This window comes from Ilumatobacter sp. (assembly GCF_030065885.1).
Lineage (GTDB): Bacteria > Actinomycetota > Acidimicrobiia > Acidimicrobiales > Ilumatobacteraceae > Ilumatobacter.
Genome location: NZ_JASJCS010000002.1, coordinates 1 through 17,154, shown reverse-complemented (window position 1 = coordinate 17,154; position 17,154 = coordinate 1). Strand labels below are relative to the sequence as shown.

The 17,154-nt window shown below is 70.7% G+C and carries 15 protein-coding genes, 1 tRNA gene and 1 pseudogene; 9 read left to right on the top strand and 8 right to left on the bottom strand.

Annotated elements, in window-relative coordinates; genetic code table 11:
* Window positions 1-36: 36 nt before the first annotated feature.
* From QNJ12_RS00680 to QNJ12_RS00670, 3 genes are read right to left on the bottom strand one after another with little or no spacing between them, the layout of a single operon-like run.
* A complete protein-coding gene (locus QNJ12_RS00680; RefSeq protein ID WP_300617533.1) occupies window positions 37-687 on the bottom strand; it encodes a class II aldolase/adducin family protein in 651 nt (216 codons plus the stop codon).
* Entirely contained in the window at window positions 680-1,708 is a 1,029-nt protein-coding gene (mtnA, locus tag QNJ12_RS00675; RefSeq protein ID WP_300617530.1) for an S-methyl-5-thioribose-1-phosphate isomerase, read from the bottom strand. The genes QNJ12_RS00680 and mtnA overlap by 8 nt, the downstream gene beginning before the upstream one ends.
* A gap of 50 nt (window positions 1,709-1,758) precedes the next feature.
* On the bottom strand, window positions 1,759-2,307 hold the full coding sequence (locus QNJ12_RS00670; RefSeq protein WP_300617527.1) for a hypothetical protein: 549 nt from the start codon (window positions 2,305-2,307) through the stop codon (window positions 1,759-1,761).
* An 82-nt stretch (window positions 2,308-2,389) separates the two neighbouring features.
* Between QNJ12_RS00670 and QNJ12_RS00665 the strand changes: the two genes are divergently transcribed.
* Window positions 2,390-3,595 (top strand): acyl-CoA dehydrogenase family protein, encoded by a 1,206-nt coding sequence (locus QNJ12_RS00665; RefSeq protein ID WP_300617524.1) that lies wholly within the window; start codon window positions 2,390-2,392, stop codon window positions 3,593-3,595.
* A 38-nt stretch (window positions 3,596-3,633) separates the two neighbouring features.
* Here QNJ12_RS00665 and QNJ12_RS00660 read toward each other — a convergent pair whose 3' ends face one another.
* Both QNJ12_RS00660 and ispH read right to left on the bottom strand, forming a co-directional pair.
* Window positions 3,634-4,044, bottom strand: a complete 411-nt coding sequence (locus QNJ12_RS00660) for a hypothetical protein (RefSeq protein WP_300617521.1) — start codon at window positions 4,042-4,044, stop codon at window positions 3,634-3,636.
* 2 nt (window positions 4,045-4,046) lie between these two features.
* A complete protein-coding gene (ispH, locus tag QNJ12_RS00655) occupies window positions 4,047-5,081 on the bottom strand; it encodes a 4-hydroxy-3-methylbut-2-enyl diphosphate reductase (protein ID WP_300617519.1) in 1,035 nt (344 codons plus the stop codon).
* Window positions 5,082-5,168: 87 nt separating this feature from the next.
* On the opposite strand from ispH, the gene QNJ12_RS00650 reads away from it, so the two are divergent.
* The 6 genes from QNJ12_RS00650 (at window position 5,169) to QNJ12_RS00625 (ending at window position 9,440) form a co-directional block, all read left to right on the top strand.
* On the top strand, window positions 5,169-6,554 hold the full coding sequence (locus tag QNJ12_RS00650; RefSeq protein WP_300617517.1) for a DUF512 domain-containing protein: 1,386 nt from the start codon (window positions 5,169-5,171) through the stop codon (window positions 6,552-6,554).
* A complete protein-coding gene (gene der / locus QNJ12_RS00645) occupies window positions 6,551-7,912 on the top strand; it encodes a ribosome biogenesis GTPase Der (protein ID WP_300617515.1) in 1,362 nt (453 codons plus the stop codon). The genes QNJ12_RS00650 and der overlap by 4 nt, the downstream gene beginning before the upstream one ends.
* Window positions 7,913-8,012: 100 nt before the next feature.
* Complete coding sequence (locus tag QNJ12_RS00640) at window positions 8,013-8,138, top strand: hypothetical protein (RefSeq protein WP_300617513.1); 126 nt, start codon at window positions 8,013-8,015, stop codon at window positions 8,136-8,138.
* A gap of 167 nt (window positions 8,139-8,305) precedes the next feature.
* Window positions 8,306-8,380: transfer RNA gene (locus QNJ12_RS00635), tRNA-Pro, on the top strand.
* 142 nt (window positions 8,381-8,522) lie between these two features.
* Complete coding sequence (locus tag QNJ12_RS00630) at window positions 8,523-8,705, top strand: YegP family protein (RefSeq protein WP_300617511.1); 183 nt, start codon at window positions 8,523-8,525, stop codon at window positions 8,703-8,705.
* Window positions 8,706-8,720: 15 nt separating this feature from the next.
* Complete coding sequence (locus QNJ12_RS00625; protein ID WP_367281732.1) at window positions 8,721-9,440, top strand: SOS response-associated peptidase; 720 nt, start codon at window positions 8,721-8,723, stop codon at window positions 9,438-9,440.
* Window positions 9,441-9,617: 177 nt separating this feature from the next.
* Here QNJ12_RS00625 and QNJ12_RS00620 read toward each other — a convergent pair whose 3' ends face one another.
* Window positions 9,618-10,559 carry a calcium-binding protein gene (locus QNJ12_RS00620; RefSeq protein ID WP_300617507.1) on the bottom strand — a complete coding sequence of 314 codons (942 nt, stop codon included), beginning with the start codon at window positions 10,557-10,559 and terminating at the stop codon, window positions 9,618-9,620.
* 243 nt (window positions 10,560-10,802) lie between these two features.
* Here QNJ12_RS00620 and QNJ12_RS00615 point away from each other — a divergent pair, with 243 nt between their 5' ends.
* Window positions 10,803-11,510 carry a response regulator transcription factor gene (locus tag QNJ12_RS00615; RefSeq protein WP_300617505.1) on the top strand — a complete coding sequence of 236 codons (708 nt, stop codon included), beginning with the start codon at window positions 10,803-10,805 and terminating at the stop codon, window positions 11,508-11,510.
* 1 nt (window position 11,511) lies between these two features.
* A complete protein-coding gene (locus QNJ12_RS00610; protein ID WP_300617502.1) occupies window positions 11,512-12,897 on the top strand; it encodes an ATP-binding protein in 1,386 nt (461 codons plus the stop codon).
* 84 nt (window positions 12,898-12,981) lie between these two features.
* On the opposite strand, the gene QNJ12_RS00605 is transcribed toward QNJ12_RS00610, so the two are convergent.
* On the bottom strand, window positions 12,982-14,208 hold the full coding sequence (locus QNJ12_RS00605; protein WP_300617499.1) for a serine hydrolase: 1,227 nt from the start codon (window positions 14,206-14,208) through the stop codon (window positions 12,982-12,984).
* A gap of 27 nt (window positions 14,209-14,235) precedes the next feature.
* A pseudogene (locus tag QNJ12_RS00600) lies at window positions 14,236-17,154 on the bottom strand (hypothetical protein); the annotation flags it as partial.

Sequence of the window (17,154 nt, the reverse complement as noted above, 5' to 3'; positions counted from 1 at the left end):
GGCGCTTCGCACCTGGCGCCACGGGCGGAGCCCCCTCTACGGCTGGCCGTAGGCCTCGAACAGCCGGCTGACCCTGTCGACCTCGTCGTCGGCCAGCACGAGCGGCTCGCCGAGCTGACGTGCCCTGCGGTGCACACCGCAGAACCACTCCACGTCGAGTGCGAGCGCGACCGCCGACTCGAGACTGAGGCCGAGCGCAACGGCACCGTGGTTGGCCATCAGGCACGCCGTCCCGCGGGCGCCGAGCGCCTCGGCGACGTTGGCGGCGAGCTCGGCCGACCCGTACGTCGCGTACGGCGCGCACGGCAGCTCCCGGCCGCCGAATCGGGCGACGACGTAGTGCACGGCCGGGACCGGCCGGCCCACCGCCGCCGCCGCCGTCGCCTCCGGCGAATGGGTGTGCACGACCGCTGCGATCTCGGGGCGCCGACGGTGCAGCTCGAGGTGCAATCGCCACTCGCTGGTCGGCACCCGCCCCTCGACCGGCGCACCGTCGGGGGCGAGGACGACGCCGTCGCCGGGCACCATCTCATCCGGTGGGATTCCCGACGGCGTCACCAGCACGCCTCGCGCGGTTCGCACGCTCAGGTTGCCGGAGGCGTTCACGTTGAGACCGGCGGCATCGAGGCGTCGCGCTGCGTCGACGAGCATCCCGCGGGCCTCCGACTCGTCGAGTGCGTCAGCCACGCAACCACCCCGTGATCTCGCTCGCCTCCAGCACGCCGCGGTCGGTCACGTAGCGGTCGACGAGGCGGGCCGCGGTCACGTCGAACGCCCAGTTGCGGGCTCGCGTCCCGGGCGGCGCGATCGGACGGCCGTTGACGGTGAGGATCTCGTCGTCGTCACGCTCCTCGATCGGGATCGCGTCGCCGTCGGCGGTCTGCGGGTCGAAGGTGGACCGCGGTGCGGCGACGAGGAAGGGCACGCCGGCGTCGCGGGCGGCGAGCGCCTTGAGCGCCGTACCGATCTTGTTCGCGACGTCGCCGTTGCGGGCGATCCGGTCCGCCCCGACGACGACCAGGTCGACCATCCCCGTGCGGAGGAGGTGGCCCGCCGCGTTGTCGACCACCAGCGTGTGCGGCACGCCGCGGTGGCCGAGCTCCCACGCGGTCAGCGCCGCGCCCTGGTTGCGCGGTCTCGTCTCCGAGACCCAGACGTGCACCGGGATGCCGCGTTCATGGGCGACGTAGACGGGTGCCGTCGCCGTGCCCCACTCGACGCATGCCAGCCAGCCTGCGTTGCAGTGGGTCAGCACCTGGACCGGCCGCGCCGTCCGTTCGTGGACGTCGGCGAGTAGACCGACCCCCGCCTCGCCGATTGCCCGGCACGCGTCGGCGTCCTCGTCGGCCATCTCCGTCGAGAGTCGGCGGGCGACCTCGGGCCGGTCGTCCGGCGCGAGCGGTTCGAGGACCGCCCGGCCGCGTTCCAGCGCCCACCGCAGGTTGACCGCCGTCGGCCGGGTCGCCGCCAGCAGCTCGATCGCGCCGTCGAGCGAGCGCGGATCGTCGTGCATCGCCAGGGCGAGACCGTGTGCGGCAGCGACCCCGATCAGGGGAGCGCCGCGCACCTGCATCGTGCGAATGCCCGCCGCCGCATCGTCGAGGCAACGCCAGCGGGCGACGGCCGCCTCGTGCGGGAGACGGGTCTGGTCGACGACGACGACCGTGGACGCCTCGTCGGCGGCCCACCAGATCGTGCGTTCGAACACGCGGGTGATGTTACGCAGCCGTGCGCCCGGGCCGCTGCGCCGGTGCGCTCTCAGCCGGCCGTCGTCTCGGGGATCTCCTGCAGCGGCTGGGTCGCCGGCGGGCCGGGGTTGTTCTGGCTGTCGCGGCACGTGAACTGGACGTAGTCGTTGACCCGTTCGACGGGCGACTCGTCGGACACCCGGCCCTCGGCGTCGAACGCGGTCAGCGAGCCGTCGGCCACCGTCGTCCCCGTGCCAGGGGCCGCCGGCGACGTGGGCGACGTAGCCGGTGCGGATGTCGAGGTCGGCGAGCTGTCTCCCCGGAGGCCGTCGAGGACGGCCCGGAAGTCGTCGGCGATGACCTCGGGCACCTCGTCCAGGATGGCGACGTACGCGTCGATGATCAGTTGGCGGGCGTCGCCGGGCTCGTCGGCGAGGCGGTCCGCCAGGTCGATCATCGCCTGGCAGAACGGCGTGAGCCGCTCGGCCGGCACGGTGACGCTCGGCACGACGGCGATCTCGTCGGCCTGCGTGTCGCCGGTCTCGTCGGCATCGGACCGGCATGCTGCGGTCACGAGCAGGCACAGCGCGATGATCGTCGGGGCGGTGCGTCGTGCCATCACCGTCGATTGTGACAGGCGACGGTGCGCCCCACCCGCACCGCCTCGCCCGGCGGGCCGGCCACAAGTTACCGTCGGGTTCATGGCCGTGATCGATGCACCCTTGACGTCCGACGAGCAGCGGATCAGCGATCTCACCGAGGAGCTGCTCGAGGCGTTCCCACCCGCAACGACACCGGCGCGCGAGTTCCTCGGCGAGCAGTACGACCGCGGTCTCGCATGGGTGCACTTCGACGAGGGGTTCGGCGGGTTGGGTCTGTCGCCGAAGCTCCAGCGGATCGTCAACGAGAAGATCTCGGCGGCGGGTGGCCCGTTCTGCATGGCGCGCAACCCGATCGGGTACGGCATGTGCGGGCCGACCGTCCACGTGTGGGGGAGCGACGACCAGAAGCAGCGCTACCTCCGTCCGCTCTTCACGTGCGAGGAGATCTGGTGCCAGCTGTTCTCCGAACCCGGCTCGGGGTCCGACTTCGCCGGCCTGTCGTCGCGGGGTGTCCGCGACGGCGACGAGTGGGTCGTCAACGGGCAGAAGGTGTGGACGACGCTCGCGCACGTGTCGAGATGGGGCCTGCTGGTGGTTCGCACCGACCCCGAGGCGGTCAAGCACGCCGGCCTGACGGCCATGGTGGTCGACATGGAGGCACCGACCGTCGAGACGCGACCCCTCCGCCAGATGACGGGCGAGGCCGAGTTCAACGAGGTCTACTTCACCGACACCCGGATTCCGAACGACGAGTTGCTCGGCAACCCGGGTGATGGCTGGCGGGTCTCGCTCACGACGCTCATGAACGAGCGCACGTCGATCGGCGGCGGCATCCCGCAGCGCGGCTCGGGCACGATCGCCCACCTGATGCAGGTCTGGGGTGAGCTCCCCGACGAGCGCCGTGACGCGAGCACTCGCGACGAGGTCATGCGCCTGTGGATCAGGGCCGAGGTGCACCGGCTCACCAACATCAGGGCCAACCAGAACCGGCGGATGGGTGACCCGGGGCCCGAGGGCTCGATCGGCAAGATGGAGTCGGCCAACCTCAACAAGGCGATCTTCGAGCAGGTGATGGCGTTGCTGGGCGCCGACGGCATGCTGTACGGCAGCTACGCGATGCACCGCCCCGAGATGACGATGTCGTCCGACTCGCTGCAGAAGTCGTTCCTCCGGTCGCGTGCGAACTCGATCGAGGGCGGCACGACCGAGGTCATGCAGAACATCCTCGGCGAACGCGTCCTCGGCCTCCCCGGCGACGTCCGCGTCGACCGGGACGTTCCCTGGTCCGAGGTCCCCCGCAACTGACCCCCGTCGCGAGTTGTGTCAGACACAACTCGCGACGGTTACGTGCCGGTGGTCAGCAGGTAGCCGAGGAACATCGCGCCGAGGCCGAGGAGCAGGCCGAGCGCGCCGCCGAGCGCGAGCGCGAGACGGGACCGGCCGACGGTGTGCACGGCGGCGGCACCGCCGCTCGCCATCGCCAGCAGGATCTTCAGGAACAACGTGACCTGGTACTCGGTACTGGTGTCGGCGACGTCGACCTCGACGAGGCTCCAGAAGCCGGTGACGACGACCACGGCGAAGGCCGGCCACGCCACAACGCCGAAGGCCTGCGCGGCGACGCGGGGAATCTCGGCGCGAGCGCGTCGCAGCCGGGGCACCAGGCCCACCATCACGATCTGACCGCCGACCCACACCGCTGCCGCGAGCACGTGGAGGAACAGCCGCAGCGTGTCGATCGACGGGCTCAGCATCGTCAGCCCGCAAGAGCGGCCAGCACCTCGCTGGCCGGCAGGTTGCGGTCGTCGAGCGCTGGCCGCGACAGCAGGGAGCCACCGAGCATCGCCGTGCTGGCCTGCTCGATCGATGCCTGCAGCTCGCGGATGGCGCGCGGCGGCGGGAAGTACTCGTCCTCGTCGGTGATGCGCACGGCCTCGACGCCTGCCACGGGCGCGAGCCGGGCGACCACCGCCTCGACGAGCTCTTCTGGCGCCGACGCACCGGCGGTGACACCGACGACGCCGCTGAGGTCGTCGGGCACCTGGTCGGCGACGTTGACCCGGAAGACGCGCTCGCAACCGGCCTCCTTCGCCAGCTTCTCGAGCGCTCGCGTGTTGGACGAATTCTGCGAGCCGATCACGACGATCGCGTCGCACCGATCGGCCATGGCCAGCAGCGACGCCTGGCGGTTGGTCGTGGCGAAGCACAGGTCGCTGCGGCCCGGCGTCCAGACGTCGGGGTACCGCTCGCGCACCCGCACGGCGACGTCTTCCCAGTCGCGGTGGGACAGCGTGGTCTGGGCGAGCAGCGCAACGGGCTCGTCGAACGCGGGGAGCGCGTCGACCTCGGAGATCGACTCGACCCGGCTGATGGCATCGGGCGCCACGGCCATCGTGCCCACCGCTTCCTCGTGCCCCTCGTGGCCGATGTACACGATCCGGTAGCCCTTGCCGGACCGCACCTTGACTTCGTGGTGCACCTTCGTCACGAGCGGGCAGACCGAATCGACGACGAAGCTGCCGCGCTCGCTCGCCGCGGCGACGACCTCGGGTGCCGAGCCGTGGGCCGAGAGCATGATCGGACTGCCCTCGGGGACGTCGGCGACGTCGTCGACGAAGATCACGCCCTCCTGCTCGAAGCGCTCGACCACGATCCGGTTGTGGACGATCTCGTGGTAGCAGTACACGGGGCCGTCATGGGCACGGACCATCCAGGCGAGCGCCTTGATCGCCATCTCGACGCCTGCGCAGAACCCGCGCGGGTCGGCGAGCAGCACACGGTCGACCGTCATCGTCGGTCTGCGGGCTCGGTGGACGGCGACATCCGGGCCCAGAGTACTGCCGCCGCCGACCGACCCGACCGATAGCCTGAATCGGCCATGTCGGCACCCGTCATCGTCACGATCGCACCCGGCTCACCAGCCGCGATCGCCGGTCTCCAGCCCGGCGACGAGATCGCGCGCATCGACGGTCAGGTACCCCGCGACGTCATCGAGTGGCAGATGTACACCGACGCCGCCGACGTCGAGCTCGACGTCGTACGAGGGGCGCTCGAACTCGAAGTCGGCATCCCCAAACGCGCCGGCGAGCCGCTGGGCGTCGAGGTGCAGTCGGCGGTGTTCGACCGCGTCCGCACGTGCGACAACCACTGCGAGTTCTGCTTCATCTACCAACTCCCCAAGGGGATGAGGCGCAGCCTCTACCTGAAGGACGACGACTACCGGCTGAGCTTCCTCTACGGCAACTTCACCACCCTGACCCGGTTCACCGAGGCCGACCTCGAGCGGGTGGTGACCGAGCGGCTGTCGCCGCTCCACGTGTCGATCCACGCCGTCGACGGCGAGGTCCGGAACCGGATGCTCAAGAACCGGCGCGGCGCGATGAGCCTGCGCTGGTTGCGGGCGCTCCTCGACCACGGCATCGAGGTGCGCGGACAGGTCGTCGTCTGCCCGGGCATCAACGACGGCGACGTGCTGGACGACACGCTGCTCGGGATCCTCGACCGCTTTCCCGAGCTGTCGAGCGTTGCCGTCGTGCCGCTCGGCCTGTCGAAGTTCAACGCCGAGCCGGCGATGCGGCTGCACACCACCGACGAGGCCCGGCGCGTGGTCGACATCGTCGAGTCGTGGCAGCAGACCTTCCAGGGGGTGCTCGGCAGGCGAATGGTCTTCGCAGCCGACGAGTACTACCTGATGACCGGCCGACCGTTCCCCCCTGCCGACTCGTACGAGGGCTTCCCGATGCACGAGGACGGCATCGGCATGGCACGGACGTTCGAACGCGAGTTCACCGGCGAAGCCGCCGAGGTGACCGGCGTCCGTCGCGGCTTCTTCGCGGCGGCCGACCTGCCCGAGAATCCGGCGGCCTACACCGGCCTGCGAGCGCGACATGCCGACGATGCCCCGACAGCGCCCGTGGCCGTGTCGCTGCCGACTCGCCGCGACGCCCCGATCGGCGTGCTCACCGGTACGTTCGGGGCCAAGGTGATCGAGCCGCTTCTCACGCCCTACGACCACGTCCGTGTGGTCCCGGTCCAGAACGAGTTCTTCGGCGGCAACACCGGTGTCACCGGGCTCATGACCGGCGACGACCTCACTCGCGTGCTCGCCGATCAGCCCGACGGCCACCGCTACCTGCTGCCCGACGTGTGCCTGAGCGACGACGGCCGCTTCCTCGACGGGCTGACCGTCGACGAGCTGCCGCGTCGCGTCGAGGTCGTGCAGACCAACGGTGCCGCACTGCGCGCTGCAGTGGAGGCGGCATGAGCGCCGTCGACGCCGATCCGACCGAACTGCCGACGGTGGTCATCGTCGGGCGGCCCAACGTCGGCAAGAGCACGCTGTTCAATCGATTCCTCGGCGAGCAGGCTGCCATCGTCGAGAACCGCCCGGGGGTCACCCGTGACCGCAAGGAGCTCGAGGCGGAGTGGCTCGGCGTGCCGTTCCGCGTGATCGACACCGGCGGCTGGATGCCGAGGGGCAGCGATCTCGACGAGAAGGTCAGTCGCCAGGTCGAGGCCGCCGTCGCCGCGGCCGATCTGGTCGTGCTCGTGGTCGACGCGAGCGTCGGCGTGCTCGAGGACGACGAGGCGGTCGCCGACTGGCTGCGGCGCGGCGAGCACGACGTGCTCGTCGTGGCCAACAAGGCCGACAACAACCGGCGCGAGGAGGACACGTGGCAGTTCCTGTCGCTCGGGTTGGGTGATGCCCTACCGGTCAGCGCGCTGCACGGCCGACGGGCCGGTGATCTGCTCGACGTGGTGATCGACCGCCTCGGCGACAAGGCCGCGCCGCTCGCGATCGACGCCGATGACGAGCTCGACGGTCACGACTGGGGCGACGAGGACCGTCCGCCCCCGCGGATCGCCATCGTCGGCCGCCCCAACGTCGGCAAGAGCACGCTGTTCAACCGGCTCGTCGGCGAGGACCGGTCGGTCGTCCACGACATGGCCGGCACGACCCGCGATGCGATCGACACGCTGGTGGAGACCGATGACGGGCCGATCGTGTTCGTCGACACGGCCGGCATGCGGCGGCGGGCGAAGATCGACGACTCGGCCGAGTACTACTCGCTGGTGCGAGCGCTGCGGGCGATCGACGACGCCGACATCGCGCTGCTCGTCGTCGATGCATCGGAGGGTGTCACCGGGCAGGACCAGCGCCTCGCCGAGCGCGTCGAGGCGTCGGGGTGCCCGATCGTGATCCTGCTCAACAAGTGGGAGCTGGTCACCGACACCGATCGCCGGCGCGAGATCGAGGCGGAGGTGCAACGCAAGCTGGCCTTCGTCGGCGACGTTCCCGTGCTCAAGATGTCGGCCCTGACGGGCAAGGGGGTGCACAAGCTGGCGCCGCGTCTGCAGGACGCGATCGAGCAGTACCACCGCCGCGTGCCGACCCGCGACGTCAACCGCATCATCGCCGCTGCCCAGCAGCAGCAGCCCGCCGGCAAGGGGGCGAAGGTGCTCTACGCCGTGCAGGGGGCGACGGACCCGCCGACCTTCACGCTGTTCGTGAACCGCGAGCTGCCCCAGCACCACGTCCGCTTCCTCGAACGGCGGATCAAGGAGGAGTTCGGGTTCGGCTCGACGCCGATCAAGCTGCGGATCCGGAAGAAGTCCGACTGATGCCGGGACGCGCCTGATGCCGTACTGCGAGGAGTGCTCCCGGTACTTCGCTCCGAGCGCGCTCCGGACCGACGGTACCTGCCCGACCTGCGGGCGTCCCGTGGGCGACGTCGAACAACGTGCGTCGGAGGTCGTGGCCGAGGAGGGCACGCCCTGGCACTTCAAGCTGCTGGTCGCAGCCCTGATCGGCTACCTGGGCTGGCGCTTCGTCGACATCTTCGTCTGAACGGGGCTTGCCGACCAGCCGAGGTGGATCGGCGGCACCTGCCGTGCTCGCCGCCGCCGCTTCGCTGTGGCGCTCGCCCATGACTCTGGACGATCCCGCGATCCAGCCGTCTGATCGGCCGGGGCCGGGCGGTAGGCTCGTCAGCCGAGTGATCAACGATCGCTCGACGGGCTGTGGCGCAGTTTGGTTAGCGCACTTGTCTGGGGGACAAGGGGTCGGAGGTTCGAATCCTCTCAGCCCGACTCTGCACACCGACGCGCTGGACTCCAGATTGGCTGCCGACGGTGCTGCGGGGGCGGCGATCGGCGGGCCGGCGCAGTGTGCGATCCGCCGCGCGGCGCGCGCTACGGTGTGCTCGCCATCCGCGACGAAAGGGACCATGACATGGCTGGGAAGTTCGAGCTCTACACGGACAAGGCCGGCAAGTACCGCTTCCGCCTCAAGGCCGGCAACGGCCAGGTGATCGCCAGCGGCGAGGCCTACGAGAGCAAGGCGTCCGCCCTGAACGGCATCGAGTCGATTCGCAAGAACGCACCCGACGCCAAGCTCGACGACCAGACCGACTGACCGGGGTACCCCAGCGTGTGCGGGCGCTTCGTGTCGTCGTCGACACCCGAGCGCATCGCCGCGTACTTCGGCGCCGACACCTCCGTCGAGACCCTCGGCGAGAACTACAACGTCGCGCCGACCAACGACATCTACGGCGTCGTCGCCGATGCTGACGGCAACCTCGACCTCCAGGTGTTCCACTGGGGGTTGATCCCCGTCTGGGCGAAGGAGCGCAAGATCGGCCAGCGCATGATCAACGCGCGTGCCGAGACGCTGGCCGAGAAGGCCGCCTTCAAGGGCGTGTTCAAGAAGTACCGGTGCATCATCCCGATGGACGGGTTCTACGAATGGGCACCGGGAATCGAGGGTGGCCCGGTCACCAAGAAGGGTGCGCTCGCCAAGCGGCCGCACTTCGTCCACCGCGTCGACGGCGAGCCGCTCGCCGTGGCCGGCCTGTGGTCGGCATGGCGTGACAAGTCCGAGGGCCCCGATGCGCCCTGGCTGCACAGCGCCACGGTGGTGACGACATCGGCCAACGGCACGATGGAGCCGATCCACGACCGCATGCCGGTGATCCTGCCGAAGGCGATGTGGGGCATGTGGCTCGACCCGGCGAACCAGAACATCGACATGCTCGCCAAGCTGCTCGTCCCCGCTCCGGACGACCTGCTCGAGATGCACGAGGTGCCGACCGACGTCAACAACGTCCGCAACAAGGGCCCCCACCTCATCGACCCCGCACCGCCAACCTGACGAAATCCGACCCGTCGTGGCAGGCCTCCGGCGGCGGGCCCTGCGGGTGTGTGATGCATGCGTCGACCCGGCCGTCGGAGCAGCCGCGCGACCACCGCCCGGATCGACGGATCCAGGCGGCGGTCGAGAGCGGGTCACCGGTTCAGGCAAGCAGTCACTCGCCCCGGACCCGGTTCGTCAGCAGACCCCGACGTCACCCGGGTCGACTGCGCAGCCGTCGATGCCGGCCCCGCCGTCGTAGGTGTCGTTCCCCGCTCCGTCGTTGGTCAGCACACGGTCGTTGCCGTCGTTGCCGAACGCCGCGTCGGGCAATCCGTCGTCGCCCACGGCGGCGTTGACGACGTCGTTGCCCGCTCGGCCGGACAGGTGGTCGCGGCCGGCGTGCCCGGCGACGAAGTCGTTGCCGGGACCGCCGTCGACGACGTCGTTGCCGTCGTTGCCGAACACGCGATCGTCGCCGCTGCTGCCGAACACCCGGTCGCTGCCGTCGTTCCCCCAGGCGATGTCGGCACCGTCGCCGCCGTTCAGGTAATCGTTGCCGGCCTCGCCGAACAGATCGTCGTCGCCGTCGCCGCCGTGCACGCGGTCGTTGCCGCGATTGCCGTTGACGACGTCGTCGCCGGACCCGCCGGTCATGCGGTCGTTGTCGCTGTCGCCGCGCAGCCAGTCGTCGTGGCGGCCGCCGTAGATCGCGTCGCGGCCGGGCCCGCCGTGGATCTCGTCGTCGCCGTTGTTGCCGTAGATACGGTCCGCGCCGGCGTGCCCGCAGATCAGGTCGTCGCCGCCGCGCCCGCGGATCAGGTCGTCGCCGGCGAGCCCGGCGATGACGTCGGGACCCGGCGTCCCCACGATGACGTCGTCGCCGACGGTGCCGACGATCGTGGCCACCTGACCGTCGCAGGTGGCCGGCGGGTTCTCGAACACCGGGGGGATGGTCGGCACGGGGGTGGCGTGGGCCGCAGTGCCCGTCGCCGTGACGAGGCCGAGGCCGCCGACGGCGAGGCCGAGGCAGCCGGCGGCGATGCCGAATCGGCGAACCCGGCTCACCGAGGTCGTGCCGTCGGTCGTGGCGAGTCGACCGTCGACATGGTCGAAGCGGCGGTGCTGGTGAGTGCTCATGGCGATGTCTCCTTGTTCGGGCCGGTGCCGATCACCGACCGTGCCGCCATCGTGAGAGCACCCCCGCCGCGACGTCGACGCGGCTGTCCGCACTTCGAGGTCCGGTGATGGGGTACGGCGATCCCTACCCCATCCGCTGAGCGCCCACCGGCAGGTGAACGGGACGGAACGCAGATCGCGGGTGTATCTGACGGCCCCCGGCATGCATCCATGTAGCGAGCCGAGCGAGCAAGGAGGTGGCGGGTGTCCACGATCGTCGGCACGATGTCGGGTGAGGGGCCGCACCGGCTCGTCGCGGCCGACGACAACCTGCTGGTGCGCGAGGGCCTGGCCGGACTCCTCGGAAGGCGTGACGACGTCGACCTGCGAGCGATGTGCGCCTCGGTCCCCGAGCTGCTGGCGGCGATCGACCGGGAGCACCCCGACGTGGTGCTGACCGACATCCGGATGCCACCCGACCACGATCGCGAGGGCATCGCCGTCGCCCGCCGGCTCCGAGACACGCACCCCGACGTCGGCGTGCTGGTGCTGTCCGCGCACGTCGACCCGGGCTACGCCCTGGGTCTGCTCGACGACGGCTCGAACGGCCGCGGCTACCTGGTGAAGGACCGGCTCGCCGACGTCGACCACCTCACACGGGCCCTCACGACCGTGGCCAACGGAGGGACGTTTGTCGACGAGGACGTGGTCGACGCGCTCGTCGGGCGCCGCCGCGGGGGTCGGTCCGCGCCGATGACCCCGCTGACCGGACGTGAGCTCGACGTCCTCGAGCGGCTCGCGACCGGCCGGACGAACGACGCCATCGCCCGCGACCTGTGCGTGTCCCGGCACGCCATCGAGAAGCACTGCAACTCGATCTTCGCCAAGCTCGGGTTGAGCGAGGAGATCGACGTGAACCGGCGCGTAGCAGCCGTGCTGATGTACCTCGACGACGCTTCGAGAGCCGCTTGACATGCAGACCGTCACGCGGACGCCGCTCGCGAGGCCTATCTCGCCACTGCGCGTCGTCGACGGGCGCTGGCTGCGACGGATCGTGGCGATCGACCTCGCGGCCGCCCTCGTCGGTGTGACGATGCTGCTGCTCATCCGGCTGCTCGTCGTCCGTGACGACGCCGTCCTCGCTGCGGCGGCAGTGGTGGGGGTCGCCGGGGTGGTGATGTACGGCGCCCTCCGACCGGCTCGCGAGCTCCGCTCCGAGGCGGTGGTGTGCCGCCTTGCCCTCGCCAACTGGGCGACGGCGCTGCCGATGAGCGGGATCGCCCCGTTCTCGTGGCCGCTCATGGTCCCGGCGGCGCTGATCCCGGCGGTGCTGGCGGCCTCGTACACGTCGGGCCTCCGGCTGTGGACGTACGTCTCGACGTCGATGGCGGTCGCCGTGGCGGCGGCGTCGCTCGGCGAGCTGCGGGCGGGGGGCGGAGTCGACCCGGCGGTGCCGACCTGGCTCCGGCAGTCGATCTTGGTGGGCTGGACGCCGGTGCTGGGCCTCGTCGTCGCACTCATCGCGCACCAGAACAGCGCCAGGCTGCACGCCGTCCTCGCCGAGACGATGGCCTCCAACCACCGCCTCGATGCGTCCCGACGCGAACTGCGCCGCCGGGCCGACGCGCTGCAGCGGTCCCGCAGCCGGATCGTCGCGGCGACCGAGCGGGCGCGCCGGCAGATCCAGCGCGACCTGCACGACGGTGCCCAGCAACGCTTGGTCGCTCTCTCGATGCGGGTCGGCGCGCTTCGAGATGACCCGCCGACCTCGCCCGAGGCGACCAGTCGGTACCTCGCCGACATCGTGGCCGGGCTGCGCACCGTGCAGGTCGAGCTCCGGGCCTTGGCGGCCGGCGTCTACCCGGCCGCACTCACGGACGCCGGGCCGGCGGTCGCCCTGGAAGCGGCCGTCGAGGACTCGCCGCTCCCCGTGCGGGTCCGATCCGGTCCGTCGGTCCGGCACGACCCAGACGTCGAGGCGGCGGTCTACTTCTGCTGCCTCGAAGCGGTGCAGAACGCGACCAAGCATGCGGGTACGGGCTCGCAGGTCGAGCTCGCAATCGCGGCCACGACGTCCGGCATCTGCTTCGAGGTGGTCGACGACGGCATCGGGTTCGATCCTGACGGCGAGCCTGCTGGGCTCGGGATGGACGACATGCACGATCGCATCGCCGACGTGGGCGGGCGGCTGGAGATCGCCAGCTCGCCGTCGCATGGCACGATCGTCCGGGGGCGGGTACCGGCCGGCGCCGGGCACACCCGACCGACGGTGCTGCGCGGCGACGTTCCACCGAACCCCGCCCGGCCGACGCGGCAGGTCTCTCGCACGGCTGCGGCGGACCAAGCGTGCCCTGCGTGACGTCGGGTGGCGCTGCAGGTACCCCTCCAGACCGCCGCCCCCTGCAGGGGATCCGCGCTCGGCGATCCAGTCGACCGGGCCTGATCAGTCGATCAGGGCCTGGTAGACGAGCTGTTTGAGCTGGGGCCTGATCGGGTGCGTGCTCGACGGCAGCAGCTGGGTCAGGAAGACGACGGCGAGATCCTCGACCGGGTCGCACCAGAACGCCGTGCTCGCCGCCCCACCCCAGGCGAACTCGCCCGGGGAGCTCATCACACGATTGGCCACCGGGTCGAGGCTCACCGAGAATCCGAGCCCGAACCCGACGCCGTCGAAGCTGGTCTCGGCGAACAGCGGCCGTCCGAACGCCTCGAGATCGGCGTTGCCCGGCAGGTGGTTGCGGGTCATGTAGTCGAGCGTGCGGGAACCGAGCAGCCGGACCCCGTCGAGCTCGCCCCGGTTCAGGAGGAAGTGGCAGAAGCGGAGGTAGTCCTGCGCCGTGCCCCACAGACCGCCACCACCTGACAGGAACGTCGGTCGCTCGGTCGGGGTCAGCTCGAGCGGGCTGATCATCGCCTCGCCGGTGGCCGGATTCGGGCTGTACAGGCGGGCGGCCCGGTCGCGCTGATCGTCGCGGACCCAGAACCCGGTCTCGGCCATCTTGAGCGGCTCGAAGATGCGTGTGCGGAAGAACTCGTCGAGCGACTGCCCGCTGATCACCTCGACGACGCGGCCGAGCACGTCGGTGGAGACGCCGTAATTCCATTCGGATCCGGGTTGGAATGCGAGGGGCAGCGCCGCCCACCGGTCGCAGCACTCGGCCAGGTCGAGGCCCTTCGGGGCGCCCCATTCGAAGCCGGCATTGCGGTACAGCGCGTCGGTGACGTGTTGGGAGTGGAACCCGTAGGTCAGGCCCGCCGTGTGGGTGAGCAGGTGCCACATGCGGATCGGCTCGGTGAGCGGCTCGGTCACCGGGTTGTACGCCGACCCGCTGCGGTAGACGCGGGCCTCGCCGAACGACGGGATGAACCGCTCGACCGGGTCCTTCAGTTCGAACGCGCCTTCCTCGTGGAGCATCATCGCCGCCACCGACGTGATCGGCTTCGTCATCGAGAACAACCGCACGACGGTGTCGTCCGACCACGCGATCTCGGCGTCGCGATCGCGGTGACCGGCGGTGCTGTGGTGCACGAGCTGACCGCGCCGGCTCACCGCGACCTGCCAGCCGGTCAGGCGTCGATCGTCGATGTACCGCTGGAAGTGGCGGTCGATGCGGGCCAGCCGGTCGGCGTCGAAGCCGACCTCGGCGGGGTCACTGGTGGATGTGCTCATGCCGGCCAGTGTGGCCGCCGTTCCCGATCAGGAGAGAAGCCGGCGGCGCCGGGCCATCACCAGGAAGACACCGCCGACGAGCACCAGTGCGAACGCCGTTCGCAGCAGCGCCTCGGACTCGGATCCGGTGTCCGGAATCGGGACTGCCGTCACCGAGATGTTGCCGCCGGCCGCTGCGGTGACGGGACGATCGGGGGTTCCCGCCCGGGCGGCGGCTGCATCGGGCGTGGCGCTGCTGACACTGACCTCGTTGCGTTGGGTGCCGGCCGATTCGAGCTCGGTGCGGATCTCTAGCGTCGCAGTCGCGCCGGCGGCGAGGGCGTCGACCGTCCAGATCTTCGACGCGGTGTCGTAGCGGCCGACGCTGGCGTTCACGGAGACGATCGTGAGGCCGTCGCTCGGGTCCTCGACGAGGCGGACGTCGCGGGCGGCCGACGGCCCTGCGTTCGTGATCTCGACGGTCCACGTGATCGTGTCGCCGACCGAGCCGACCGTGCTCGATGGCGTCTTGGTGACGGTCAGCTCGGCTGCGTTCTCGACGGTCACGCTGGCACACGCCTCGTTGTTGGTCAGGTCGATGTCACCGTCGTTCCTGACCGCCTCGACCAGCGTGGCCTCGACGCCGCCGATGATGCTCCGCCCCGTGCCGGTCGCACAGTTCTCAAGGTCTCCCGGTGTCTCACCCCGGACCTCGAGCTCGAACGTGGCTGATTCGCCCGGCTCGAGGTCGGGGGCCTCGCAGAAGATCTCCGCACCCGCCGCGGTGCAGTCGGTGCTGCTGGTGACGAGGCCGAACCCCGCCGGGAGCTCGTCACGGACGATCACCTGGCGGGCCACCGAGGGCCCGAGGTTGGTGACCTCGACGGTGAAGGTCGTCGTGGCGAAGTAGGGGATCGAGGCGTCGCCGGCGACCTTGGTGACGGCGAGGTCGTACTCGCCGTTGGTCTCGCTCGTGGCCGTCGAGCCGTTGTTCGTGGTGTCCGGGTCGGGTGTCGCCGAGGTCACCGACGCGGTGTTGGCGAGGGTCTCCTCGTCGTAGGTGGTCGTGATCAGTGCCTCGATCGTGACCTGCTTCGTCTCGGACGGTGCCAGCGTCGCCCAGTCGCACGTCGCGACGGAGCCGGCGAGCGTGCATGCGAGATCGTCGTCGCTGACCGCGATGTCGGCCAGACCGGCCGGCAGCGTGTCGGTGAGCACGACGTCGACGGCCGTCGACGGGCCGTTGTTCGTGACCGTCAGCGTCCAGGTCCCCGTCGTTCCCGCGACGAGCGGGGTCTGGCCGACCTTCGCGACCGACAGGTCGGCTGACGGTGAGAGGGGAATCGTGGCCGAGGCCGAGTCCTTGCCGTCGTCGGGGTCGGCTGTGGTCGTGGTGACGCCCGCCTCGACGACGAGCGAGCCGGTCGCGTCCGCCGCGATCTCACCACTGAACGTGAGCGCTTCGGCTGCGCCGGCCGCCAGCGTGGCGATGGAACAGGTGATGACGCCCTGTGCGAGCACGCAGGGGCCCTGCGGGTCGAGCGGCGTCAGGGTCACCCCGGCCGGCACCGGGACGGTGACGACCACGTCCTGGGCGTCCGACGGACCCAGGTTCTCGAGGTCGACGGTCCATGTGAACGGCGTCCCCGGCGTCGCGTCGGCGGGTGCGGTCACGGCGACCGCGAGGTCGGCCGAGGTGGTGACCGGGGCGTCGGGGGTGGTGATGGTGTCGTTGCCCGGCGTCGGATCCGCCGTGTCCGAGCTCACCGCAGCGGTGTTGGCGATCGTCGACCCGTCAGCAGCGTCGGCGGCGAGCAGCCCGGTGACGGTGTAGCTCGCCGAGGCGCCGGCAGCGATCGTGCCCAGGCTGCAGGTCGGATTGCCCACCGGGTCCTCCGCACACCCTGCGGTGGACACGAAGGTGACGTTGGCGGGCAGGGTGTCGGTGACGGTGACGTTCTGGGCGTCCGACGGCCCGTTGTTGGTCACCGTGACGGTCCAGGCCACGTTCTCACCCGCGACCACCGGATCGGTGTCGAGCACCTTCGCGATCGAGACGTCGGCCGAGGTGGTGACCGGGGCGCCGGGGGTGGTGATGGTGTCGTTGCCCGGCGTCGGATCCGCCGTGTCCGAGCTCACCGCAGCGGTGTTCGCGATCGTCGACCCATCAGCAGCGTCGGCGGCGAGCAGCCCGGTGATCGTGTAGCTGGCGGTGCCGCCGGAGGCGATCGTGCCCAGGCTGCAGGTCGGGTTGCCGGCCGGGTCCTCCGCACACCCGGCAGTCGACACGAAGGTCACGTTGGCGGGCAGCGTGTCGGCGACGCTGACGTTCTGGGCGTCGGAGGGGCCGTTGTTGTTCACTGTCACCGTCCACGTGACGTTCTCGCCCGCCACCACCGGATCGGTGTCGGTGGTCTTGGTGACGGCGAGGTCCGCCGACGTCGTCACAGATGCCGGCGTGGATGAGATCGTGTTGTTGAACCCGTCGGGATCCGCCGTCGTCGACGCAACCGTCGCCTGATTGCTGATCGTCGAACCATCAGCCGCATCCGCCGCGAGCAGCCCGGTGATCGAGTAGCTGGCGGTGGCGCCGGCCGCGATCGAGCCCAACGAACACGTCGGGTTGCCAGTGGGGTCCTCCGCGCAGCCGGCGGTCGCAACGAAGGTGACGTTGGCCGGCAACGTGTCGGCGACGCTGACGTTCTGGGCATCCGACGGGCCGTCGTTGGTCACCGTCACCGTCCACGTCACGTTCTCACCGGCCACCACCGGATCGGTGTCGAGCACCTTCGCCACCGCCAGGTCAGCCGAGGTGGTCACCGGCGCGTCAGGGGTGGTGATGGTGTCGTTGCCCGGCGTCGGATCGGCGGTGTCGGAGGTGACCGTCGCGGTGTTGGCGACCGTGGAGGCGTCAGCGGTGTCGGCGGCGAGCAGCCCGGTGACGGTGTAGCTCGCCGAGGCGCCGGC

What these genes read in the sequence shown, in the direction of transcription:
- QNJ12_RS00660 (WP_300617521.1), bottom strand. Translation starts at nt 4,044, where the DNA reads ATGCTGAGCCCGTCGATCGACACGCTGCGGCTGTTCCTCCACGTGCTC.
- QNJ12_RS00670 (WP_300617527.1), bottom strand. Translation starts at nt 2,307, where the DNA reads ATGGCACGACGCACCGCCCCGACGATCATCGCGCTGTGCCTGCTCGTG.
- QNJ12_RS00650 (WP_300617517.1), top strand. Translation starts at nt 5,169, where the DNA reads ATGTCGGCACCCGTCATCGTCACGATCGCACCCGGCTCACCAGCCGCG.
- QNJ12_RS00610 (WP_300617502.1), top strand. Translation starts at nt 11,512, where the DNA reads ATGCAGACCGTCACGCGGACGCCGCTCGCGAGGCCTATCTCGCCACTG.
- QNJ12_RS00630 (WP_300617511.1), top strand. Translation starts at nt 8,523, where the DNA reads ATGGCTGGGAAGTTCGAGCTCTACACGGACAAGGCCGGCAAGTACCGC.
- ispH (WP_300617519.1), bottom strand. Translation starts at nt 5,081, where the DNA reads ATGACGGTCGACCGTGTGCTGCTCGCCGACCCGCGCGGGTTCTGCGCA.
- QNJ12_RS00605 (WP_300617499.1), bottom strand. Translation starts at nt 14,208, where the DNA reads ATGAGCACATCCACCAGTGACCCCGCCGAGGTCGGCTTCGACGCCGAC.
- der (WP_300617515.1), top strand. Translation starts at nt 6,551, where the DNA reads ATGAGCGCCGTCGACGCCGATCCGACCGAACTGCCGACGGTGGTCATC.
- QNJ12_RS00665 (WP_300617524.1), top strand. Translation starts at nt 2,390, where the DNA reads ATGGCCGTGATCGATGCACCCTTGACGTCCGACGAGCAGCGGATCAGC.
- QNJ12_RS00620 (WP_300617507.1), bottom strand. Translation starts at nt 10,559, where the DNA reads ATGAGCACTCACCAGCACCGCCGCTTCGACCATGTCGACGGTCGACTC.